The organism is Blautia difficilis, assembly GCF_014297245.1.
GTDB classification, from domain to species: Bacteria; Bacillota; Clostridia; order Lachnospirales; family Lachnospiraceae; genus Blautia_A; species Blautia_A difficilis.
In genome coordinates this window covers 25,821-47,498 of the sequence record NZ_JACOQG010000005.1, presented here as the reverse complement: position 1 = coordinate 47,498, position 21,678 = coordinate 25,821, and the positions used below count along the sequence as shown (strand labels likewise).

Annotated in this window: 16 protein-coding genes, 1 tRNA gene and 1 other RNA gene; 2 read left to right on the top strand and 16 right to left on the bottom strand. The window is 42.9% G+C overall.

Going from position 1 to position 21,678, the window contains the following annotated elements:
• Window positions 1–8: 8 nt before the first annotated feature.
• The 14 genes from rbfA to H8Z82_RS04775 all read right to left on the bottom strand — a co-directional run bounded on the left by rbfA (window position 9) and on the right by H8Z82_RS04775 (window position 17,845).
• Entirely contained in the window at window positions 9–419 is a 411-nt protein-coding gene (gene rbfA / locus H8Z82_RS04840; RefSeq protein ID WP_186994444.1) for a 30S ribosome-binding factor RbfA, read from the bottom strand.
• A gap of 58 nt (window positions 420–477) precedes the next feature.
• Complete coding sequence (gene infB, locus H8Z82_RS04835; RefSeq protein WP_456298238.1) at window positions 478–3,210, bottom strand: translation initiation factor IF-2; 2,733 nt, start codon at window positions 3,208–3,210, stop codon at window positions 478–480.
• Window positions 3,211–3,222: 12 nt separating this feature from the next.
• Window positions 3,223–3,522, bottom strand: coding sequence for a L7Ae/L30e/S12e/Gadd45 family ribosomal protein (locus tag H8Z82_RS04830; protein ID WP_019162059.1), 300 nt, complete (start codon window positions 3,520–3,522; stop codon window positions 3,223–3,225).
• Window positions 3,512–3,787 carry an RNase P modulator RnpM gene (gene rnpM, locus H8Z82_RS04825; protein ID WP_019162060.1) on the bottom strand — a complete coding sequence of 92 codons (276 nt, stop codon included), beginning with the start codon at window positions 3,785–3,787 and terminating at the stop codon, window positions 3,512–3,514. Before rnpM ends, H8Z82_RS04830 begins: the two co-directional genes overlap by 11 nt.
• Window positions 3,771–4,943 (bottom strand): transcription termination factor NusA, encoded by a 1,173-nt coding sequence (nusA, locus tag H8Z82_RS04820; protein WP_186994442.1) that lies wholly within the window; start codon window positions 4,941–4,943, stop codon window positions 3,771–3,773. Before nusA ends, rnpM begins: the two co-directional genes overlap by 17 nt.
• A 27-nt stretch (window positions 4,944–4,970) precedes the next feature.
• A complete protein-coding gene (locus H8Z82_RS04815; protein WP_186994441.1) occupies window positions 4,971–5,435 on the bottom strand; it encodes a ribosome maturation factor RimP in 465 nt (154 codons plus the stop codon).
• A 137-nt stretch (window positions 5,436–5,572) separates the two neighbouring features.
• Entirely contained in the window at window positions 5,573–7,819 is a 2,247-nt protein-coding gene (locus tag H8Z82_RS04810) for a DNA gyrase/topoisomerase IV subunit A (protein WP_186994440.1), read from the bottom strand.
• A 22-nt stretch (window positions 7,820–7,841) separates the two neighbouring features.
• A complete protein-coding gene (locus H8Z82_RS04805; RefSeq protein WP_186994439.1) occupies window positions 7,842–9,767 on the bottom strand; it encodes a DNA gyrase/topoisomerase IV subunit B in 1,926 nt (641 codons plus the stop codon).
• A 245-nt stretch (window positions 9,768–10,012) separates the two neighbouring features.
• A tRNA-Glu gene (locus H8Z82_RS04800) sits at window positions 10,013–10,084 on the bottom strand.
• 263 nt (window positions 10,085–10,347) lie between these two features.
• Window positions 10,348–12,495 (bottom strand): RNA degradosome polyphosphate kinase, encoded by a 2,148-nt coding sequence (locus H8Z82_RS04795; protein ID WP_186994438.1) that lies wholly within the window; start codon window positions 12,493–12,495, stop codon window positions 10,348–10,350.
• 12 nt (window positions 12,496–12,507) lie between these two features.
• Complete coding sequence (locus H8Z82_RS04790) at window positions 12,508–14,046, bottom strand: Ppx/GppA phosphatase family protein (RefSeq protein WP_186994437.1); 1,539 nt, start codon at window positions 14,044–14,046, stop codon at window positions 12,508–12,510.
• Window positions 14,047–14,078: 32 nt separating this feature from the next.
• Window positions 14,079–15,386, bottom strand: a complete 1,308-nt coding sequence (locus H8Z82_RS04785) for an ATP-binding protein (protein WP_186994436.1) — start codon at window positions 15,384–15,386, stop codon at window positions 14,079–14,081.
• Window positions 15,387–15,408: 22 nt separating this feature from the next.
• Window positions 15,409–16,539 carry a prephenate dehydratase gene (pheA, locus tag H8Z82_RS04780; protein WP_186994435.1) on the bottom strand — a complete coding sequence of 377 codons (1,131 nt, stop codon included), beginning with the start codon at window positions 16,537–16,539 and terminating at the stop codon, window positions 15,409–15,411.
• Complete coding sequence (locus H8Z82_RS04775; protein WP_186994434.1) at window positions 16,532–17,845, bottom strand: bifunctional folylpolyglutamate synthase/dihydrofolate synthase; 1,314 nt, start codon at window positions 17,843–17,845, stop codon at window positions 16,532–16,534. The genes pheA and H8Z82_RS04775 overlap by 8 nt, the downstream gene beginning before the upstream one ends.
• Before the next feature lie 266 nt (window positions 17,846–18,111).
• On the opposite strand from H8Z82_RS04775, the gene pyrB reads away from it, so the two are divergent.
• Together pyrB and H8Z82_RS04765 are read left to right on the top strand one after the other, a co-directional pair.
• The gene (gene pyrB / locus H8Z82_RS04770; RefSeq protein WP_186994433.1) at window positions 18,112–19,035 is read left to right on the top strand and encodes an aspartate carbamoyltransferase; all 924 of its coding nucleotides are present in this window, start codon (window positions 18,112–18,114) and stop codon (window positions 19,033–19,035) included.
• A complete protein-coding gene (locus H8Z82_RS04765) occupies window positions 19,029–19,466 on the top strand; it encodes an aspartate carbamoyltransferase regulatory subunit (RefSeq protein WP_019162072.1) in 438 nt (145 codons plus the stop codon). Before pyrB ends, H8Z82_RS04765 begins: the two co-directional genes overlap by 7 nt.
• Window positions 19,467–19,551: 85 nt before the next feature.
• Here the strand turns inward: H8Z82_RS04765 and rnpB are convergent.
• Together rnpB and H8Z82_RS04755 are read right to left on the bottom strand one after the other, a co-directional pair.
• Window positions 19,552–19,902: RNase P RNA component class A (gene rnpB, locus H8Z82_RS04760), an RNA gene on the bottom strand.
• 48 nt (window positions 19,903–19,950) lie between these two features.
• Window positions 19,951–21,618, bottom strand: coding sequence for a nucleoside kinase (locus H8Z82_RS04755; protein WP_019162073.1), 1,668 nt, complete (start codon window positions 21,616–21,618; stop codon window positions 19,951–19,953).
• Between the last annotated feature and the right edge of the window lie 60 nt (window positions 21,619–21,678).

Genomic DNA, 21,678 nt, shown 5'->3' with positions numbered 1-21,678 from the left:
TTAACCTCTCAAATTTCTTCCTCATCCTGGAAATTGTCAATATCAGTTTCCTGTTTGTGAGACTGATCCTTCTTTGCAATATCATCGATCAATTTAGACATGGTCACACCATATTCGATGGACTCATCCAGGATGAAACGAATCTCCGGCGTATTCCTCAGATTCATATTATGAGCAAGCTGACGTCGGATATAGCCTTCTGCACTTTTTAGTCCTTTGATCGTTGCTTCTTTTGCTTCTTTTTCCCCAAGCACACTAATGTATGCCTTACAGGTTTTCAGATCAGGAGCCACTTCCACAGCCATGACAGAAGTCATGGGATGAATACGCGGGTCCTTGATCTCATTACGGATGATGGCGCTCAGCTCTTTCTGAACCTCACCATTGATCCTTGTATTCTTAATACTGTTTTTTCGCATTCAGATATTCACTCCTATTTTATCAGCCGGACATTTCTATCCGGCTGTATCCTGATACCTATCTTGGTACCTCTACCATAATATAGGCCTCTACCTTATCTTCTTCTTTTACATCATTAAAGCCATCAAATACAAGACCACATTCATAGCCCGTCTTGACTTCTTTTACATCGTCCTTAAATCTCTTCAGAGATGCAAGTTCTCCCTCGAAGATCTGCTCTCCTTCTCTGGAAATACGAACCTTACAGTTTCTCTGGAAGACACCATCCAGAATGTAGCTTCCTGCAATTGTACCAACTCCGGATGCCTTAAACAGCTGACGAACCTCTGCATGGCCAATTACTTTCTCCTCAAATACAGGATCCAGCATACCCTTCATAGCAGCTTCCACATCTTCGATTGCCTGATAGATAACTCTGTACAGACGGAGGTCTACGCCCTCCTGCTCTGCCAGCTGTTTCGCTGTAGTATCAGGACGGACATTAAAGCCGATAATGATCGCATTTGATGTAGCCGCAAGACTAACATCAGATTCATTGATGGCACCAACTCCACCATGGATAACTTTAACAACCACTTCTTCATTGGAAAGTTTGGTCAGACTCTGTTTTACGGCCTCTACAGAACCCTGCACATCAGCCTTTACAATAAGCGGCAGTTCTTTCAGATCACTTGCCTGAATCTGATCAAAGAGGTTATCCAGAGACAGTTTACCCTTTGTCTCCTCCAGCAGACGATTCTTGTTTTCTGATACGAATGCCCCTGCAAAATTCTTCGCCTCTTTGTCACTGTCAAAGGACAGCAGAATCTCGCCGGCATTTGGAACATCACCAAGACCCAGAATCTCTACCGGTGTGGAAGGACCAGCCTGTTTAATACGTCGTCCCCTGTCATCCATCATTGCACGTACCTTACCGCTACATGCTCCTGCTGCAATGAAGTCCCCTACATGAAGAGTTCCCTTCTGTACAAGAATTGTAGCAACAGGGCCCTTTCCTTTGTCAAGCTGTGCTTCAATAACCAGACCTCTGGCTGCACGGTTTGGATTTGCTTTCAGTTCACATACCTCTGCTGTAAGCAGGATCATTTCAAGAAGAGTATCAATTCCCTCTCCTGTATGGGCAGAAACAGGTACAAAAATTGTACTTCCACCCCAGTCTTCCGGAATCAGCTCGTATTCAGAAAGTTCCTGTTTTACACGTTCAATATTGGCACTTGGTTTATCAATCTTGTTAATAGCAACAATGATCTCAACGCCTGCTGCTTTTGCATGGCTGATTGCCTCTACTGTCTGAGGCATTACACCATCGTCCGCTGCAACAACCAGAACTGCAATATCTGTAGAGTTAGCACCACGCATACGCATTGCAGTAAATGCTTCATGTCCCGGAGTATCCAGGAAAGTAATCTTCTCTCCGTTGATCTCTACCACAGAAGCACCGATATGCTGTGTGATACCACCAGCCTCACCTCTGGTTACATTTGTTTTACGGATAGCATCCAAAAGAGATGTCTTACCATGGTCAACGTGACCCATAACACAGACAACCGGTGGTCTTGGAACCATCTTGGATTCATCCTCTTCTTCCTCTTTCAGAAGCTCTCCAATCACATCCACCTTCTCTTCCGGTTCTGCAACAATATCATATTCCAGAGCAATTTCCTGAGCTTTTTCAAAATCGATCTCATGGTTCACAGTAACCATCATACCCTGCATGAAAAGCTTCTTTACGATGGCTGAAGGCTGCATTTTCATTGCCTCTGCCAGTTCGCGGATCGTCATCTTCTCCGGAAGGGTAATCTCCTTAACCTCTGGTTTCTTCTCTTCCTGTTTTGGCTGAGGAGCCGGCTTCTGCAGTGCCTTCGGTAATCTGGAATTCTTGTTAAAGCCTCCCTGATTTGGTCTGCGTCCACCATTATTCTGGCTCTTGTCGAATTCTTTTTTCTTATTTTTATTCTCTCTGTCGCGCTCTCTCTTGCTGTCCTTGGAAGTCTTGGTCAGTTCAGGTGCAAATACCATGTCATCATTCTTTCTGGTATTCTGGCGCTGTCCCTGCGGACGGCCTTCGCCCTGTGGTCTGCCCTGGCCAAATCTGCCTCCCTGGCTTCTTCCATCTCCCTGCGGACGACCGCCCTGGCGGTTCTGGCCATCTCCCTGGCCTCTTCCCTGTCCAAAACGATTTCCCTGTGGACGGCCTTCACCCTGGAAACGGCCACCCTGACGGTTCTGACCATCTCCCTGTGAACGGCCCTGGCTAAATCTGCCTCCCTGGCTTCTTCCATCTCCCTGCGGACGACCGCCCTGGCGGTTCTGGCCATCTCCCTGGCCTCTTCCCTGTCCAAAACGATTTCCCTGTGGACGGCCTTCACCCTGGAAACGGCCACCCTGACGGTTCTGGCCATCTCCCTGGCGGGAGCCTCTGTTGCCGGCACCTGCACGGTCCGAAGTTGTCTGACGCGGAGACTGAGTTTCTGCTGTTTTTGTCACAGCTGGTTTTACTGTCTCATTTGTCTTTGGTGCCTCTGCTGTTTTTTCAGCTGCAGGCTTTACTGTTTTCTTTCTTGTTTTTCCTCCGTCGCTTGCATTCTGTGCATGATAAACACGGATAATATTCTTTTTCTTTTTAGGTGTTTCAGCTTTCTCTCCTTCAAGATTTGCTGTTACAACCTTTTCTTCTGTTTTGGGAGTATCCAATTTCGCAATATGCTCCTTTCCCCTATTATATTTATCTATTTCTGTTACTTCTTTGTTCTGTCTTCCAAGCCCTTTAGCCAGCTCATGTGCCTGCAATTTTGACAATTGCTATACCTCCTTCATGATTGCTTTCGCAAAGTTTTCATCCTGGACAGCCAGACAGGCACGGAATTCCTTTCCCATTGCCCTGCCAAGACTCTCTTTATCTGAATAAAAAGAAATCGGAACTTCATAAAAGCTGCACATGTTTCGGAATTTCTTCTTGGTATTCTCTGATGCATCCTCAGCTACAATAACCAGCAGTCCCTTTCCTGTTTTTACTGATTTCTCAGTGGAAAATTCACCGCTTACAGTCTTGCCTGCTTTGGTAGCCAGCCCTATCAGTGACAGTACTCTGTTATTTTTCAATATCCTCCAGCTCCTTCTTCAGTCGCTCATATACTTCGTCCGGAATCCCTGCCTTCAGAGAACGTTCAAGGCCATGATTTTTCATTGCCTTTTCCAGACAGTCCCTGGAGAAACACAGGTAAGCACCTCTGCCGTTTTTCTTTCCGGTAGTATCCAGTACAATTTCATCCTCTGTAGTCTTCAGGACTCTTATCATTTCTTTTTTACTTTTCATTTCCCTGCAGCCTGTACATTGGCGCATAGGAATCTTACTCTTCGTTTTCATGATCTGCTGCTTCCTGCTCCTCTGCAGAATTCTCTTCTATACCGGATTCTGCTTCAGAATCATTTTCTGCATATTCGTCGCCGGACTCCTCATCCTCATCATAATCATAGAAATCGCCGGATTCCCTTGCCTGGGTTTCACTCTTGATATCAATCTTGAATCCTGTCAGTCTTGCTGCCAGACGCGCATTCTGACCTTCCTTGCCGATTGCAAGAGAAAGCTGGTAATCCGGTACAACCACCAGTGCTGTTTTATCATCCGGATCCGCCATAACTGCAATTACTTTTGCTGGGCTTAAAGCATTCTCAATAAGAATTGCTGGATTCTCATCCCAATTAATAATATCAATTTTTTCACCGCGGAGTTCTTCTACCACAGCATTAACACGGGCTCCGTTCATACCTACACAGGCTCCTACAGGATCTACATCCGGATCATTGCTCCATACTGCGATCTTAGTACGGGAACCAGCCTCACGGGCAATACTCTTAATCTCTACAGTACCATCTCTCACCTCTGCAACCTCTGACTCAAAAAGTCTTTTTACCAGTTCCGGATGAGTTCTGGATACCAGAATACGAGGTCCCTTCGGTGTATCCTTAACTTCCAGGATATACAGCTTGATTCTCTCTGTAGGTTTGAAATGCTCACTCTTAACCTGTTCGTTTTCACTTAATACAGCATCTACCTTACCCAGATTAATACTTACATTCTTGCCCATCACGCGCTGCACGATACCTGTTACCACTTCCTTTTCAATTCCATGATATTCATCATACAGTACTCTGCGCTCTTCCTCACGGATTTTCTGCAGGATTACGTTTTTGGCATTCTGTGTTGCAATTCGTCCGAATTCCTTAGACTGGATGGGAACCTGGACAATCCCGCCGATTTCTGCTCTGGATGTAATTTTCTGAGCATCTGTCAGGGAAATTTCCAATGCCGGGTCTTCCACATATTCCACAACATTTCGCTCTGCATATACAGCAAAATCACAGGTTTCCGGATTAATGGTCACATGTACATTGTCTGCTTTGCCAAAATGGTTCTTGCAAGCCTGGATCAGAGACTGTTCAATTGCCTCCAGCAATGTATCTTTGCTGATATTTTTTTCCTTTTCCAGGATATCCAGCGCCTCCATTAACTCTTTGTTCATTTTTTTCTTATCCTCCCGAATTTATCACTAAAACTCAATTGCCTGACGTATCAGAGCGATATCCTTTTTCTCAAATGTGCGCTCCGTTCCATCTTCATCGATTGTCACACTGTTACTGTCAAACGCGGTCAATATACCGCAGAACTCTTTTTGTTTCTCAATTGGCCGGTAGGTACGGACCTCCACCAGTTTTCCCATATTTCTCTGAAAGTCTTTTTCTTTTTTCAGCGGTCTGTCCAGCCCCGGAGAACTGATCTCCATAATATAGCTGTCTTCAATAAAATCATTCTCATCCAGCTTATCACTGAAAGCTCTGCTTACTGTTTCACAGTCATTCACCGTGATTCCACCTGGTTTGTCGATATATCCTCTCAGATACCAGTTTCCGGCTTCCTTTACATATTCCACATCCACCAGTTCAAATTCATTCTGCTCCACAATCGGCGCCAGAAGCTCTTCTGCTCTTTTCTCATACTCTTCCCGTCTGCTCATTTTCCCACCTGCCTTTCCATTCAGCAAATAGGAGTGGGCTCACGCCCACTCCTATTTTAACAAGTTCTAATCTTTTTCTATTGTAGCACCAATTATGGGTAAATGCAAGGCTTTTCCGGCATTTTCTTTTTATTGTTTCAAATACGCGGCTTTATGCCTTTGGTATCACGCCTGGAAAGCTTCACCTTATTCAGAGTATATGGTTTGTCATGATACTCGATGGTATACTCCTGCCTGGTCTCCAACATATATGCATGAGATACCCGGTCTCCTTCTGCCAGCTTCATCCCCCGGACACCGATAGATGTTTTTTTCATAGAAGAAACATCCTGTTTCTGGAATCGCAGGAAATATCCCCCTTCGCTCTGAAGGACGATCTGCTCCATCTCATCTGCAGATCCCACAAAGATCAAGCTATCCTCATCTCCCAGCTTGGTAGACACAATCGTTCTTTTTGCCACCTCAAACTCTGCACCGGACACTAGCTTGCACATAGAAGAAGCTGTAACAAACAACAGGGTTGACTGTCTGATCTCCGCCAGCGGTGCCACATAGAGCATTTGTTCTTCCGTGCTGTTATAGTTGCTCAGATTATCTGCCGGTGTACCTTTATCCCGGAACCGTACCAGAGGTATATCTGCCACCTTAACACTGTGCATCTTGCCTTTATCAGTAAATATACAGATCTTATCCGTATTCATGCAATGGAATACATATTTATTCTCTGCAATGGCAGCATCTTTATTTCTCTCATATGCAGATTTATCGATCACTCTCATATAACCGAAACGGTCCATCAGGAATGTCACTTCCATCTCTTCCATTTTCTTTTCTTCGTATACGGCTTCCTCTGCATTTTCAATTACTGTACGGCGTCTGGAACCATATTCTTTCTTAATCTGATCCAGATCTTTCATGATCACAGTTGCCATAGAATCATAATTATTCAGAATATCCTCATAGAGAGCAATGTTCTTCATTGTTTCTCCATATTCCGCCTGGAGTGCCTCCATCTCCAAACCAATCAGTTTATACAGTCGCATTTCCAGGATAGCCGTAGCCTGTCTTTCTGTAAACTGCAGTGTCTTCGCAGCTTTCTCGCTGGACCTGGACTTAAATTTAATTCCTTCTGTATTTCCCTCAACCAGACATTTTTTCACCTGCTCACGGCTTTTGCTGCCGCGAAGGATCTCAATGATCAAATCAATCACATCACAGGCCTTGATCAGACCTTCCTGGATTTCCTTCTTCTCCTGCTCTTTATTCAAAAGTGTGGTATATTTTCTGGTTGTAACGTCAAATACAAAGTCTACATGGTGCTCTATCACCTGCTTCAGGCTCAAAGTTTCAGGTCTGCCATCTGCAACTGCAAGCATATTGACACCAAATGTATCTTCCAGCTTTGTTTTCTTATACAGCATATTGGTCAGGTTCTCCACATCAGCATCACGCTTCAGATCAAGAACTATACGGATTCCTTCTTTGGAGGACTGATTTGAGATATCCACAATATCTGTTGTTTTCTTACTTTCCACCAGAGATGCAATATCATTCAGGAATTTTCCTATATTCGCACCTATCATAGTGTATGGGATCTCCGTGATCACAAGCTGCTGCCTGCCGCCTTTCAGCTTCACTGTTTCCACCTTACCTCTGACGCGGAGCTTTCCTGTTCCTGTCTCATAGATCTTAAGCAGGTCATCTTTATTTACCACCAGACCGCCTGTAGGAAAATCCGGTCCTTTAAGATAGCGCATCAGGCCTTTGACACTGATGTCATTATTCTTCATATATGCCTTTACAGCATCGACTACCTCTCCCAGGTTATGAGGAGGAATGCTGGTTGCCATGCCAACTGCGATGCCGTCAGCTCCGTTTACAAGAAGATTGGGAATTCTGACAGGAAGCACCACCGGTTCTTTTTCTGTCTCATCAAAGTTTGGCATAAAATCCACAACATTCTTATCCAGATCCTCAAGAAAAACATCCTGTGTCAGTTTTTCAAGTCTTGCTTCTGTATATCGCATGGCAGCTGCACCGTCGCCTTCAATGGAACCGAAATTTCCATGTCCGTCAACCAGAGTTTTACCTTTTTTGAAATCCTGGGCCATCACTACAAGAGCTTCATAGATGGAACTGTCCCCATGGGGATGGTATTTACCCATAGTATCACCTACAATACGGGCACATTTTCTGTAAGGTCTGTCATATCGGATCCCCAGTTCATACATATCATACAGTGTTCTTCTCTGTACAGGCTTTAATCCGTCACGCACATCCGGCAGAGCTCTGGAGATAATAACACTCATGGCATAGTCGATATAGGATTTCTGCATGACCTCCGCATAGTCGGTAGGGATCACATTCTCCTGTTTTGTTTCCATTTATTTCATTCCTCCATTTATATCAGATATCCAGTTCAGCATCCTGCGCATGCTCATAAATAAATTTCTTTCTCGGCGGCACATCGCTTCCCATAAGAATCTCTGTCACACTGGATGCAAGTCTTGCATCCTCAATCTCCACACGCTTCATCATTCTGGTCTCCGGATTCAGCGTAGTTTCCCAAAGCTGTTCTGCATCCATTTCTCCCAGACCTTTATATCTCTGCAGAGTGAAGCTTCCCGGCTTATGAGCGCGTCTGTATCTTTCCAGCGCCTTGTCATCATACAGGTATTCTTCCTGTCCTTTCTTTGGCATAACCTTATACAGCGGTGGCATGGCAATATACACATGCCCCTCTGTGATCAAGTCTGGCATAAAACGATAGAACAGAGTAAGGAGAAGCGTGGAAATATGAGCCCCATCCACATCAGCATCTGCCATGATCACGATCTTGTCATAGCGAAGCTTTGTAATATCAAAATCATTTCCATATCCTTCCGAGAATCCACATCCAAAAGCATTGATCATAGTCTTAATCTCCGCATTTGCAAGTACCTTATCAATAGTAGCTTTCTCCACATTCAGTATCTTACCTCTGATAGGAAGGATTGCCTGATAATTACGGTTACGGGCAGTCTTTGCAGAACCTCCCGCAGAATCTCCCTCCACAATAAAGATCTCACACTGGGAAGGATCCTTTTTCTCACAGTTTGCCAGTTTTCCGTTAGAGTCAAAAGAATATTTCTGTTTGGTCAGAAGATTAGTTTTCGCTCTCTCCTCTGTTTTACGAATCTTTGCTGCTTTCTCTGCACAGGAAAGAATAGTCTTCAGAGTCTCCAGATTCCTGTCAAAATAAAGTACCATCTGCTCTCCCACCACTTTACCTGTGGCACGGGACGCATCCTGATTATCCAGCTTTGTCTTTGTCTGTCCCTCAAATCGAGGTTCCGGATGTTTAATAGAAACAACTGCTGTCATTCCATTACGGATATCTGCACCTGTAAAATTAGGATCTTTATCTTTTAAAATACCAATCTCTCTGGCATAAGTATTCATCACTGTAGTAAAGGTAGTCTTAAATCCTGTAAGGTGTGTACCGCCTTCTGCATTGTAAATATTGTTGCAGAATCCAAGCACATTCTCCCTGAACTCATTGGTAAACTGGAAGGCCACCTCTACCTGAATCCCATCAGACTCTCCTTTCAGATAAACCGGTTCATGGAGAACCTCTGCATTCTGATTCAGATCCTTAATAAATCCGATAATCCCATCCGGTTCATGATATGTGATATTCTCAATCTCAGCACCTCTTTTATCTTCAAAATGGATCGTCAGCTCCGGATTCAGATAAGCAGTTTCATGAAGTCTGCTCTTTACTTCTGTGGCAGAGAATCTTGTCTTTTCAAAAATCTCCGGATCAGGCAGGAAATTAATACTGGTCCCTGTCTGTCTGGTCCTTCCCAGCTTTGGCAGAAGTCCCTCTTCCAGTTCCAGCGTAGGAATTCCCCTTTCATAATGATCGTGATGTATATATCCGTCACGACTGATCTTAATATCCAGATATGTAGACAATGCATTGACAACCGAGGAACCTACTCCGTGAAGTCCTCCGCTGGTCTTATAGGCTGAATTGTCAAATTTACCGCCTGCATGAAGTGTGGTAAATACAAGCCTCTCTGCAGATATTCCCTTTTCATGCATATCTACAGGGATTCCTCTTCCGTTGTCTGTAACTGTACAGGATCCGTCTTTCTCCAGGACCACATGGATCAGACTGCAGTATCCCGCCAGATGTTCATCCACCGCATTATCTACGATCTCATAGATCAGATGGTTAAGTCCTTTTCTTGAAACACTTCCGATATACATTCCCGGACGCTTACGGACCGCCTCCAGACCCTCCAGAACAGAGATACTCCCTGCATCATAGGTTTCTTTCTTTGCCATATCTGTTATCTTTCCTTTCTTTCTGTCTTGGCATATTTTCTGAAATATATTCTGCCTTCACTCAGGTATGATCAGGTATAACGCCTGCAAACAATAGCTTCAGCCATGAACATTTGTTCTGTATTATAAACGAATTTTAAATTTATTTCAAGCATACATTTACATTTCTGACCCACACCATTGCTTCTGGCAAAAAAAATGACCAGAATCGAAATTCTGATCATTTGTTTCCCACTATTTGTTAGCAGCCAGTACGGGAATCGAACCCGTGTTTTCGCCGTGAGAGGGCGACGTCTTAACCCCTTGACCAACTGGCCATTTCTCTGTGTCGTTTGCGTCTCTCGCTGTCGACTCATTTAATATACACCATATTTTTCTAAAATGCAAGTACTTTTTTAAAAAAATTTCAATTTTTTTATTTTTCGCGAATTTTTCTTGTAAAACCCCGTATTTACAAGGTTTTCTCCGGGTAAAAACTTTCCAGCATTTTTGCTTTCACCAATATCAGGGAAAGTCCATGGACTTTTTCTTCAGATTCCATGGACTTTCTCAAGGTCAGCATTTTTATTACTTCCACATTTTAATCTTCAATATCCTCCGCCGGTTCTGCAGGAACAAATACCCTGGATTTTTTTGTCTCGTGTTTCTGCTGAATAGCCCTCTCTGTAGCCTCCATACAAAATTCCATCTGGGAATTCAGCTGTACCTTTCCACGTTTATCCGGTTTGACATAAGTTCCATCAGACTGAAGGATATGAGCCTTTACATTATCCTTGAATTCCAGATCCAGCACATGCTCCAGTTCTTTTTTGATTTTTTCATCCTCCACAGGGAAAACAATTTCCACACGTCTGTCCAGGTTTCTTGGCATCCAGTCAGCACTTCCCATATAAATTTCAGGATTTCCACTATTTTCAAAATAGAAAATACGGCTATGTTCCAGAAATTCGCCTACAATAGAACGCACATGGATATTTTCACTGATTCCCGGCAGTCCTACCTTCAGGCAGCAGATGCCCCGCACCAGAAGCTCTACCTGTACTCCACAGGAAGATGCATAATAAAGGGCAGCCATAATCTTGGGATCACAAAGAGAATTCATCTTTGCACGGATCAGCGCCGGCAGTCCCTTCTTTGCATTTTCAGCTTCTCTCTCTATTAGACTTACAAATCTGTCCTTCATCCAGATAGGAGCCACGATCAGTTTATTCCAACGCTTCGGTTCCGAATAGCCGGACAACATATTAAACACAGCTGTAGCATCCTCGCCAAATCTTTCATCACAGGTAAATATACCGCAGTCTGTGTAAAGCTTTGCTGTTGAATCATTATAGTTACCTGTAGCCAGATGCACATAGCGACGGATTCCGGTCTCTTCCCTGCGCACCACAAGGGTAATCTTGCTGTGTGTTTTCAGTCCAACCAGACCATAGATAACATGACATCCTGCTTTTTCCAGTTTTTTGGCCCAGACAATATTGTTTTCCTCATCAAAACGCGCTTTCAATTCTACCAGAACAGAAACCTGTTTTCCATTCTCTGCAGCCTGAGCAAGTGCTGCAATAATAGGAGAATTACCACTGACGCGATACAAGGTCTGCTTGATTGCCAGAACATCAGGATCCTTTGCAGCCTGACGCACAAAATTAACAACAGGATCAAAGCTCATATATGGATGATGAAGAAATACATCACCCTCACGGATCACACGAAAAATATCCTTATCATTCTGGAAAGCAGGCACAGGAGCCGGCTGGTATCTTGGGGTCTTATACTGGTCAAAGCCCTCTGCCCCATATACCTTCATTAACATGGTCAGATCCAGAGGTCCATTGATCTTGAAAATATCCGCTTCTTTGATATCAAACTCCATTTTCAGGATATCCAGCAGCCTCTCATCCATCTTATCTTCTATCTCCAGACGGATTACCTCTCCCCACTGGCGTTTCTTTAACTGTTTCTGAATCTCTACCAGCAGATCCTCTGCCTCATCTTCATCAATAGTAAGATCTGCATTACGCATAATACGATAAGGATGTGCACAAACCACATCATAGCTTAAAAACAGCTTATCAATATTTTTTTCAATAATCTCTTCCAGAAGAATCACCGAAGTATCTCCCTCTTTCACAGAAGGAATCCTCACTACTCTCGGAAGCACAGAAGGAACCTGTACAGTTGCAAACATAGGCTCTTCTTTTTCCTTTTTTCCTTTTTTGGAAATCAATGCACCGATATTTAGTGTTTTATTTCGAATAAGAGGAAATGGTCTGGAAGAATCCATAGCCATAGGCGTAAGCACAGGATAAACATTATCCTCAAAATATCTGTCCACATAAGCCTTCTGTTCCTCTGTAAGATTCTCATGGGCTCCTACCAGATGAAGTCCTGCCTTCTCCAGCGCAGGAATCAGAGAACGGTTCAGCGTATTATACTGCACATGAACCAATTCATGGGTACGCAGACTGATCTCCTTCAACTGCTCTTTAGCTGTCATTCCGGCAATATCTGTCTTATGATAGCCCGCATGCACCTGATCCTTCAGAGATGCTACACGAACCATAAAAAACTCGTCCAGATTGGAAGCTGTAATACTTAAAAATTTCAGTCTGTCAAATAAAGGAAGTGTTTTGTCTCTGGCCTCACTGAGAACACGTTCATCAAATTTCAGCCAGCTCAGTTCCCGGTTCACAAAATATTCGCTTTTTTCAAATTTCTCAAGTTCCATTATTTTCCTCCTTTACACCCTTCCTTTTCCTCTGATCACAAGGCGGATACCAAAAACCTCTTCAAAAAACGCAACCTTATCCTGCAAAAGTCCCAATTCCAGGGAAATATCCTGGCTGGAATCCATAACCATCTGCAGCTCTCTGTCCTTCAGCACAGTTTTGATCCCCTTTACCTTCTGACAGTGGCTTCTGTCCATGGCATTGGCCAGCCGCAGGATTGCTGTCATTTTAGCGATCTTTATGTAGCTTTCCCTGTCAATCCCGGCTCCCAGCATCTGAATTTCATCGTAATCGGCAAAAGCTGTGGTATTATATCTGACAGCATAAGCAATCATCTTTCTTTCCAGAGAAGACAGACCGATAATTTCTGTAGACATAATAATCTGATAGGAGCACTCAGAAACATTTCCCATGCTTATATATTTACCGCAATCATGAAGCAAAGCCGCAATTTGAATAAGAAGTCTCTCCCGCATTCCCATTCCATGCACTTTCTTCATACTGTCAAAAATATTCAGACACAGATTCATAGTTCCCTGAATATGACTTTTACTGCTGGAATACCGCTTTGCAATATTTTTAGAAGTCACCAGAATATCATTTTCAAAATTATGTACACTTCTTATAAATTTTTTCTTTTCTGCATAGTCATAAGCAATACCATCCAGAAGAGATACACCGGGAGCCCACAGAGCCTCTGCCTGAAAAATATCAATAAAGCTTCTGCACACTACCATGGTAGGCACAACCAGAGAAGCATATTCCGGATCGATCTCCATCTCCTGTGCCAGCACATCCTCTGTCTTATCTACCGTATCCTCATAACGCTTCATAAATTCATTCCTGGTAATGATCTTATCCTTCATCTCCTCCTGAAAGATCATATCGGTGATAAAATCTCCCATAAGGATAACATTTTTAATATCTCTGTCCTTCAGATACAGACGCTGAAAATTTGTCAGGTCATTACGGATAAATTCCTCCACCAGTTTATCATAATGAATGGTGGTTTTTTCCAGTTCCTGAAGACGCTGACGGATTCTCAGGCTTCCCATTTTAAGGCTTTGGGTAGTAACCAGGGCATCCTTATCAAAAAGAGAAACCTGCAGGCTTCCCCCTCCTACATCCAGAATTGCAGTTCCTTTCTGGATCATTTTCTTAAAGCCTCTTTCAATGGCAGCAATTGATTTATAGCCCAGAAAATGCTGTTCCGCATTGCTTAATATCTCTACTTTAAAACCTGTTCTGCGATAAATCTGTTCTACGATAATCAGCGGATTTGTAAGTTCCCGAAGCGCACTTGTTCCACAGGCACGATATTCCACTACCCCAAAATCCTGCATCATCCTTTTAAAATCATTTAAGGTCTCACACAGAACATCCAGCATCTGTGCGTCCAGCTTTCCATTGGAATATACGCCCTTTCCCAATTCCAGACTATACCTTACATCATTTAATTCCCTGAATCCGATTTTTTTTGACAATTCAAAAATCTTCATACTCACTTCATAGGAACCAATATCTATCGCTGCAAAAGTCATCACTGCCATATTTTTTCTCCTTCCTATCCGGTGTCTTTCAGTTATTCTTCCTGAATACCCAGCAGATGATCAATAAACTGCTGTGCTGTTCTTCCTGTCAATCCTCCATGAGACAGCTCCCACTTATTCGCTTCAAGCAAAAGTTCATCCTCCGGCATCTTGATACCATTTCTTTCAGCCAGAGCTTTAACAATTGTCTGGAATTCTTTTTTACCAGGTGCTCCAAAATAAATACGGACACCGAATCTGTATACCAGGGACAGTTTCTCCTGTACAGTGTCTGAAGAGTGCAGATCATCATCGTCCATGACCTCCAGCTTGTCTCCTGCCCGTTCTCTCACCAGATGTCTCCGATTGCTTGTTGCATAGATCAGAATATTATCCGGTTTCTTCTCCAGTCCACCCTCGATCACAGCCTTCAGATATTTATATTCAATTTCAAATTCTTCAAAAGAAAGATCATCCATATAAATAATAAATTTATAATTTCTGTTTTTGATCTGCGCAATCACATCATTCAGATCTTGAAACTGATGTTTATACACCTCAATAATACGCAGACCTTCATCATAATATCGGTTAAGGATTCCCTTAATGCTGGAAGACTTGCCTGTACCTGCATCACCAAAAAGCAGACAGTTATTTGCCTTTCTGCCTCTGACAAAGGCCTCTGTATTCTCAATCAGTTTCTGTTTAGGAATCTCATATCCGATAAGATCCTCCAATTTCACATGCGCAATTCTGGTAATGGGCTGAATCTCCACCTTATCATTCTCATCATGTCCTACGCGAAAAGCCTTATGCAGTCCCAGCTTTCCTACGCCAAAATCCTTATAAAACTGCACCATATCTGCCATAAATTCCTCGGTAGTCTCTGCCCCGGCCAGAGTCCTGCTCATCTCGCAGATACGGTCACGAATCCTTGAATTAAACATCTTGCTGTTGCTTCCTGTATTTGTATAATCACAGATAACTTTACAGCAGGAAATCCCGAAAGCTTCATCCAGCACATTCAGATCAAAATCATACAGCTCTTTAAAAATTTCAAAATCATTTAAAACCAGTTCATTGATACTTCCTTTTACAGCACCTCTGATCTCGCTTGCTGTACTGAAAGCATTTTCCTTGTTAACCAGCAGAAAGGTCAGATAGCAATGCCACAAGTTTCCCGAAAATCCATATAAACCTGCCATTTCCACCAAACCGTTAACACATTCAAAGAATTGTCCCTCCTTTGACTTTAAATCTGCGGCGTCCTTCTCCCATAAAGTCATAATTTCTGCCATTTCATCCAGAAGATCTCCATGTTCAAAGTCACGATACAAAATACATTCATTTAATCTAGCCATTTTATTTCTCCTAAACTGATTTTTAGTAATTTCCCAGAATGCGCATTCTGTCAGCCTCTGCCTCAATTCCGCGGAGAGCATTTTTCACAGCACTATCCTGCAGATTCCCCTCGAAATCCACAAAGAACCGATATTGCCAGTTTTTGCCGGGAATAGGTCTGGATTCAATCTTGGTCATATTCAATCCGTTATAAATAATATGAGAAAGCATATGATAAAGCGTTCCGCTTTCATGATACAGTTCAAAGAAAATACTGATCTTATTTGCATCCTTTACATATATGGGTTTCTTACTTACAATCACAAATCGGGTTGCATTTTTATCATTACTGCAAATATTTTCTGCCAGAACCTTTAAACCATAAAGTTCTCCTGCCTGTCTGCTTGCAATGGAAGCCTGGGTGATATCACCGTCTTCTCTCACTTTTTTTGCAGAACCTGCAGTATTTTCCATCTCCTGTATTCTCCATTCCGGATGGGCTTCCAGATATTTAGAACACTGAGCCAGCGCCTGAGAATGGGAATATACACAATGGATATCCTCCAACGAAGCCTCCGGCAGTCCCAGCAATACATGACGAGGACTGATGATCTGCTCTCCCACAATATTCAGATCATATTCTGTAAGAAGATCATAAATTCCTGCCACAATACCTGCGGTGGAATTTTCGATAGGGAGTACCCCATAGTCTGCCTTCCCCTCCACTACAGCCTCCATAGCATCTCTCCATGTTTTCACATGAAAGCTTTTAATATCATCATCGAAGTATTCCCGCATGGCAGCATAACTGTAAGCTCCCTCTACCCCCTGAAAAACAACTGTAACATTGTTCAACGGAAGAGAATCCACCATTTCCAGTTTTTCTTCATCCTCTACACCATGCTCTGTCAAAAGCTGATACTGCCGCTTCCGGCTGATGGCCATAATCTGCTCAAACAGTTCCTGAGTACCCAGCTGATTAAATTCCCCATGGGCTCTGCCACGCAGAGCCTTCAATTTCTGTCTCTCCCTTTCTGCATCCAGCACCTTTTTGCCTGTCGCGATCTTATATTCTGCCACATCCTCACATATCTTCATTCTTTCTTCAAAGAGCCTGACAATCTCCATATCAATCTTATCAATTTTATCTCTGCTTTCCAGTAAATCAATCATTCTGCTGTTCCTTTCGTTTCTTCTTTTCTTCCTCAACAGCTTCTGTCATAATACCGATAAAGGACAACGAACCAAAAGCCAGGATCACATCTTTATCCTCAGCAAGGCCATATGCTTTTTTCACTGCTGCTTCCACGCTCTCTGCAGCTTCTACATGAGGGTTTATCTCCTTTATGGCCTCTGCCAGTTTCTGCGCAGGAAGAGCCCGCACATTATCCGGTGTCTGTATGGTAAATATCTGATCTGCAAGGGGTGCCGTCTTTCGGATCACACTCTGATAATCCTTATCTGAGAAAACTCCCATAATATAAATCAGTCTTTTCCCTTTAAAATAATGCTCTATGGATTGCACCAACATATCTGCTGCTGCCGGATTATGTGCCCCATCCACCACAAAGAGGGGTTCTGTATCCAGAACTGTAAACCTTCCATTCCAGGACACCTTCTCCAGCCCTTCTTTTTTCTGTTCTGCAGTAGTAGGAAATCCCAGTCCGTCCAACACTTTTAACGCGTTCAGAGCAGCTACCGCATTTTCCTTCTGATAAATTCCTGCCAGAGGAATTCTGTAACATTCCTTTTCGTAAATAATCGTCTGGCCTTCAACGCCTTCCTCTATTACCTGTGCCTGTGCCGCATCTGCTACAGTACATTCTGCATGATTGCTTCTGCATTTTTCACAGATAACCTCCATAACCTCCGGTTTCTGCCGTACTGTTACCACATGACTGCCCTCTTTAATAATTCCGGCCTTTTTCTCTGCAATTTCAGAAAGGGTATTCCCAAGAAAAGACATATGATCCATACTGATAGATACCAGAACTGCAAGAAGAGTATTGTTGATAATATTGGTGGCATCAAGGTTTCCACCCATTCCCACTTCAAGAAGCACAAGATCACAGCCTTTGTTTTTAAAATACAAAAACGCCACAGCTGTCTCTATTTCAAAAGCTGTAGGATGAGGAAAACCATCTGCTGTCATAACTCGGATCGCATCTGCCACCTGGGTGAGATACAGGGCAAAACTGTCTCTGTCAATCATCTGTCCTGCCACAGCAATTCTTCCTCTGTAAGAATATAAAGTGGGGGAAACATACCTTCCCACACAATAGCCTGCCTGAGACAGTGCAGAATATAGAAAAGCAATTACTGAGCCCTTCCCATTGGTACCTGCTATATGAACATATTTCAGATCTTCCTGAGGGTTTCCCAGTCTTTTCATTAATTCCCGCATATGCTCCAGTCCCAGCACACTGGGAATCTCCCTCGTTACCCTGTCTATGTATTCACGGCTTTCCTGATAATTCATTGCTTCTACTCCTAAATTTTTATTTTTCTATTTTTATACTGCAAATCTGCAGCACACGAAAATCAATTTTCACAATTCACTTTATTATAGCCTACACCCATGTTTTTTTCAAGGCGGGCAATATCAGAAACAGATTAAATTTATGTAAAGAAAACGGTTCCTGCTTATGAAAAATACTTGTAAAAGCATCTTGAAAAAAGCACCTGAGTATTATATCATAATAAGCGAATGATGTATTCTTCATCAATAAAATATGGAGGTATAATATGAGACACTTAATGAGTCCGCTGGATTTATCTGTGGAAGAGCTTAACTCTATCCTGGATCTGGCCAGCGATATTGAGAAACACCCCGATAAATATGCGCATGTCTGTGATGATAAGAGACTTGCCACCTTATTTTATGAGCCAAGTACCCGTACACGCCTTAGTTTCGAAGCAGCAATGATGAATCTGGGCGGTAAAGTTCTTGGCTTTTCATCCGCTGATTCCAGTTCTGCATCCAAAGGTGAAAGCGTTGCAGATACTATCCGTGTTGTATCCTGTTACGCAGACATCTGTGCTATGCGCCATCCCAAAGAAGGTGCTCCGTTAGTAGCTTCCATGGCTTCTTCTATTCCAGTGATCAACGCCGGAGACGGAGGTCACCAGCACCCCACCCAGACCTTAACCGATCTTCTTACGATCCGTTCCCTGAAGGGACGCCTGGATAATATTACCATCGGTCTGTGCGGAGACCTTAAATTCGGACGTACTGTTCATTCTCTGATTGAAGCTCTTGTACGTTATCCTAATGTAAGATTCATACTGATTTCTCCTGAGGAGCTTCGCATCCCAAGTTATATCCGTGAAGATGTGCTGATAAAAAATAATATTGATTTTCAGGAAGTGGAAAGACTGGAAGATGCCCTTCCGGATCTTGATATTCTTTATATGACCCGTGTACAGAAGGAACGTTTCTTCAACGAGGAAGATTATGTACGTATGAAGGATTTCTATATTCTGGATAAGCAGAAAATGGAACTTGCAAAGAAGGATATGTACATTCTCCATCCACTTCCACGTGTAAATGAAATCTCAACTGAAGTGGATTCCGATCCGAGAGCTGCTTACTTCAGGCAGGTTCAGTACGGAGTATATGTACGTATGGCATTGATTCTCACATTACTGGAGGTAAAATTACCATGTTAAATGTAGGCGCACTTCGCGAAGGCTATGTATTAGACCATATCAAAGCTGGAAAAGCTATGACCATCTATCATGATCTGAAGCTTGACAAGCTTGACTGTACTGTTGCAATCATCAAAAATGCCCGCAGCAATAAAATGGGCAAAAAAGATATTATAAAAGTGGAATGCCCCATTGAGAATCTGGATCTGGATATTCTGGGATTCATTGACCACAACATCACCGTAAATATTATCAAAGATGGAAAAATTGTTGCAAAACAGGAATTAAAGCTTCCAAAACAGGTAGTTAACGTGATCAAATGTAAAAATCCCCGTTGTATCACATCTATTGAACAGGGTCTGGATCAAATCTTCGTTCTGGCAGATGAAGAAAAAGAAGTCTACAGATGCAAATACTGTGACGAAAAGTATACTGGAAAACGTAACAAATAAATATATGCTTACAAAAAGCTCTCCCTTCTGTAGAACCAAAACAGAACGGAGAGCTTTTTTACCACTATTAATCACTATTCTTTTATACGCAATCAGACCGATAAGCCGGGTTATGTCATTGGGTGATCATCTATCTAGGCCTTACGTTGCCATAAGGCTCAAGCGACCCACCTGAAAGCACGACGGGCAGCCGTATCGCTTTCTGTTCGGTCTTGCTTCAAATGGAGTTTACATGTGCCCGCCCTGTTACCAGGACGGCGGTAGTCTCTTACACTGCCTTTCCACCCTTACCTCAACATGTGAGGCGGTTTATTTCTGTTGCACTGGTCTGGGAGTCACCTCCACCGGACGTTATCCGGCATCCTGCCCTGCGAAGCCCGGACTTTCCTCGTCTGAACCCTTTCGTCTGTTCAGCCGCGATCACCTGGCCTGGTTGCGCAACTGCTATTCTAACACGATTTTTCACACTTGTAAAGAAAATAAATCAAACATTAAAGCAGCTTCCTCCAATAAACTCTCGGAGAATAGAATTATAGGGAACTGCCTCACTGGGCACTGGCACAAAATAATCAAAAAATTTCAACAATCGTTTGGCCTCCACATACTCCGGTTCATTTTTGTCGATTCCAAACAAAAGAGGTTCTGCATAAACCTTCAGACATGCCAGCTCATAGATCAATGCCGAATTAAACATGGCATCTGCTTCTTCCTGATAGGGAAAAATATTCCGTTCCTCCCCTCTTCTTACAGAAGGCCACATAGCTATGGTATCCTTAGCAGAAGCGCCTCTGGTTCTGGCATCCCGGACAATCCTGCGGATCAGTCTTCCGTCTGTTGTAGGAATTCGATTATGTTCATCAATATTAAGCTGTGTCAGGGCGCTGATATAAATCTTAAACTTACTCTCCTTGGGAAGTGCATAGCTCAGTTTATCATTCAGGCCATGAATTCCCTCAATCACCAGAATATCATCCTGGGCAAGCTGAAGAAAATCACCTCTATACTCCCTTAATCCGGTTTTAAAATTAAACACAGGAAGTTCCACTCTTTCCCCATCCAGAAGTGCCAGCATATCTTTATTAAACCTTTCCACATCAATGGCTTCCAGACATTCAAAGTCAAATTTTCCGTTTTCATCTCGCGGTGTCTTTTCTCTGTCTACAAAATAATTATCCACTGCAATCGGATGTGGTTTCATTCCATGCGCTGACAGCTGAATAGACAATCTATGGGAAAAGGTGGTCTTTCCAGAAGATGAAGGACCTGCGATCATTACAATCTTCTTATTTCCGGCTTTTGCAATCTGAGAGGCGATCTCCGAAATCCTGGCCTCCTGCATAGCCTCCTGGATCAGGAGAATATCCTGGATTCCCTCCCTGGTAATCTTATCATTCAAATCTCCCACTGTAGAAATTTCCAGCTTGTCACTCCATTCCTGGGATTCTTTCTGCACATAAAAAATCTTTTCTCTGGGTTTAAACTCCGGAACCTTATCTGGTTCTGTCATATCTGGAAGCTGCAGAACAAATCCTCCCTCATACAGAAACAGATCAAAATATTTGATATATCCTGTATGGTTTGCCATAAATCCATAAAAATAATCTTCAAAACTTTCAATACTGTAAAGGTTTACTCTGGACACCCGGCGGTAATTAAAAAGCTTCTCCTTATCATACATATGATGTTTGTGAAACAGGGCAATTGCCTCGTCTGTATTCACACTTCGTTTCATAATAGGCAGGTTGGCATCTGCAATTTCATGCATTCTCTCTTTTACACGGTCAATAAACTCCTGGGTAAGGGCAGTTCCACCTTTCATGGTAAAATAATATCCATGCCCAATAGAATAATGGATCACTACTTTATCCGTGTTATCCTGCCCTGCCACATCATAAATTGCTTTCAACAGGATCAGGCATGCGCTCCTTTTATAAGTCTGGTTTCCTATGGCATCCCGGGTCGTAACAAACTGAATCGTACAGTCTGCCTTTAAGTGCTTATGAAGCTCTCTCAGTTTTCCGTTCACCGTCACCAGGATAATGGGGGCTTCTGCAGTATTTTCATAATCTTTTACAATCTCTCCGTAGGTTATTTTGTAAGGATATTCTTTTGTCTCTCCATTTATGATAACTTTAACTGTCCTTTGTTCCATTGTACAAGCCTCCAAAATTCACACAGGAGACCGCAGCTGCAGTCTCCCTGTCTCAATAAG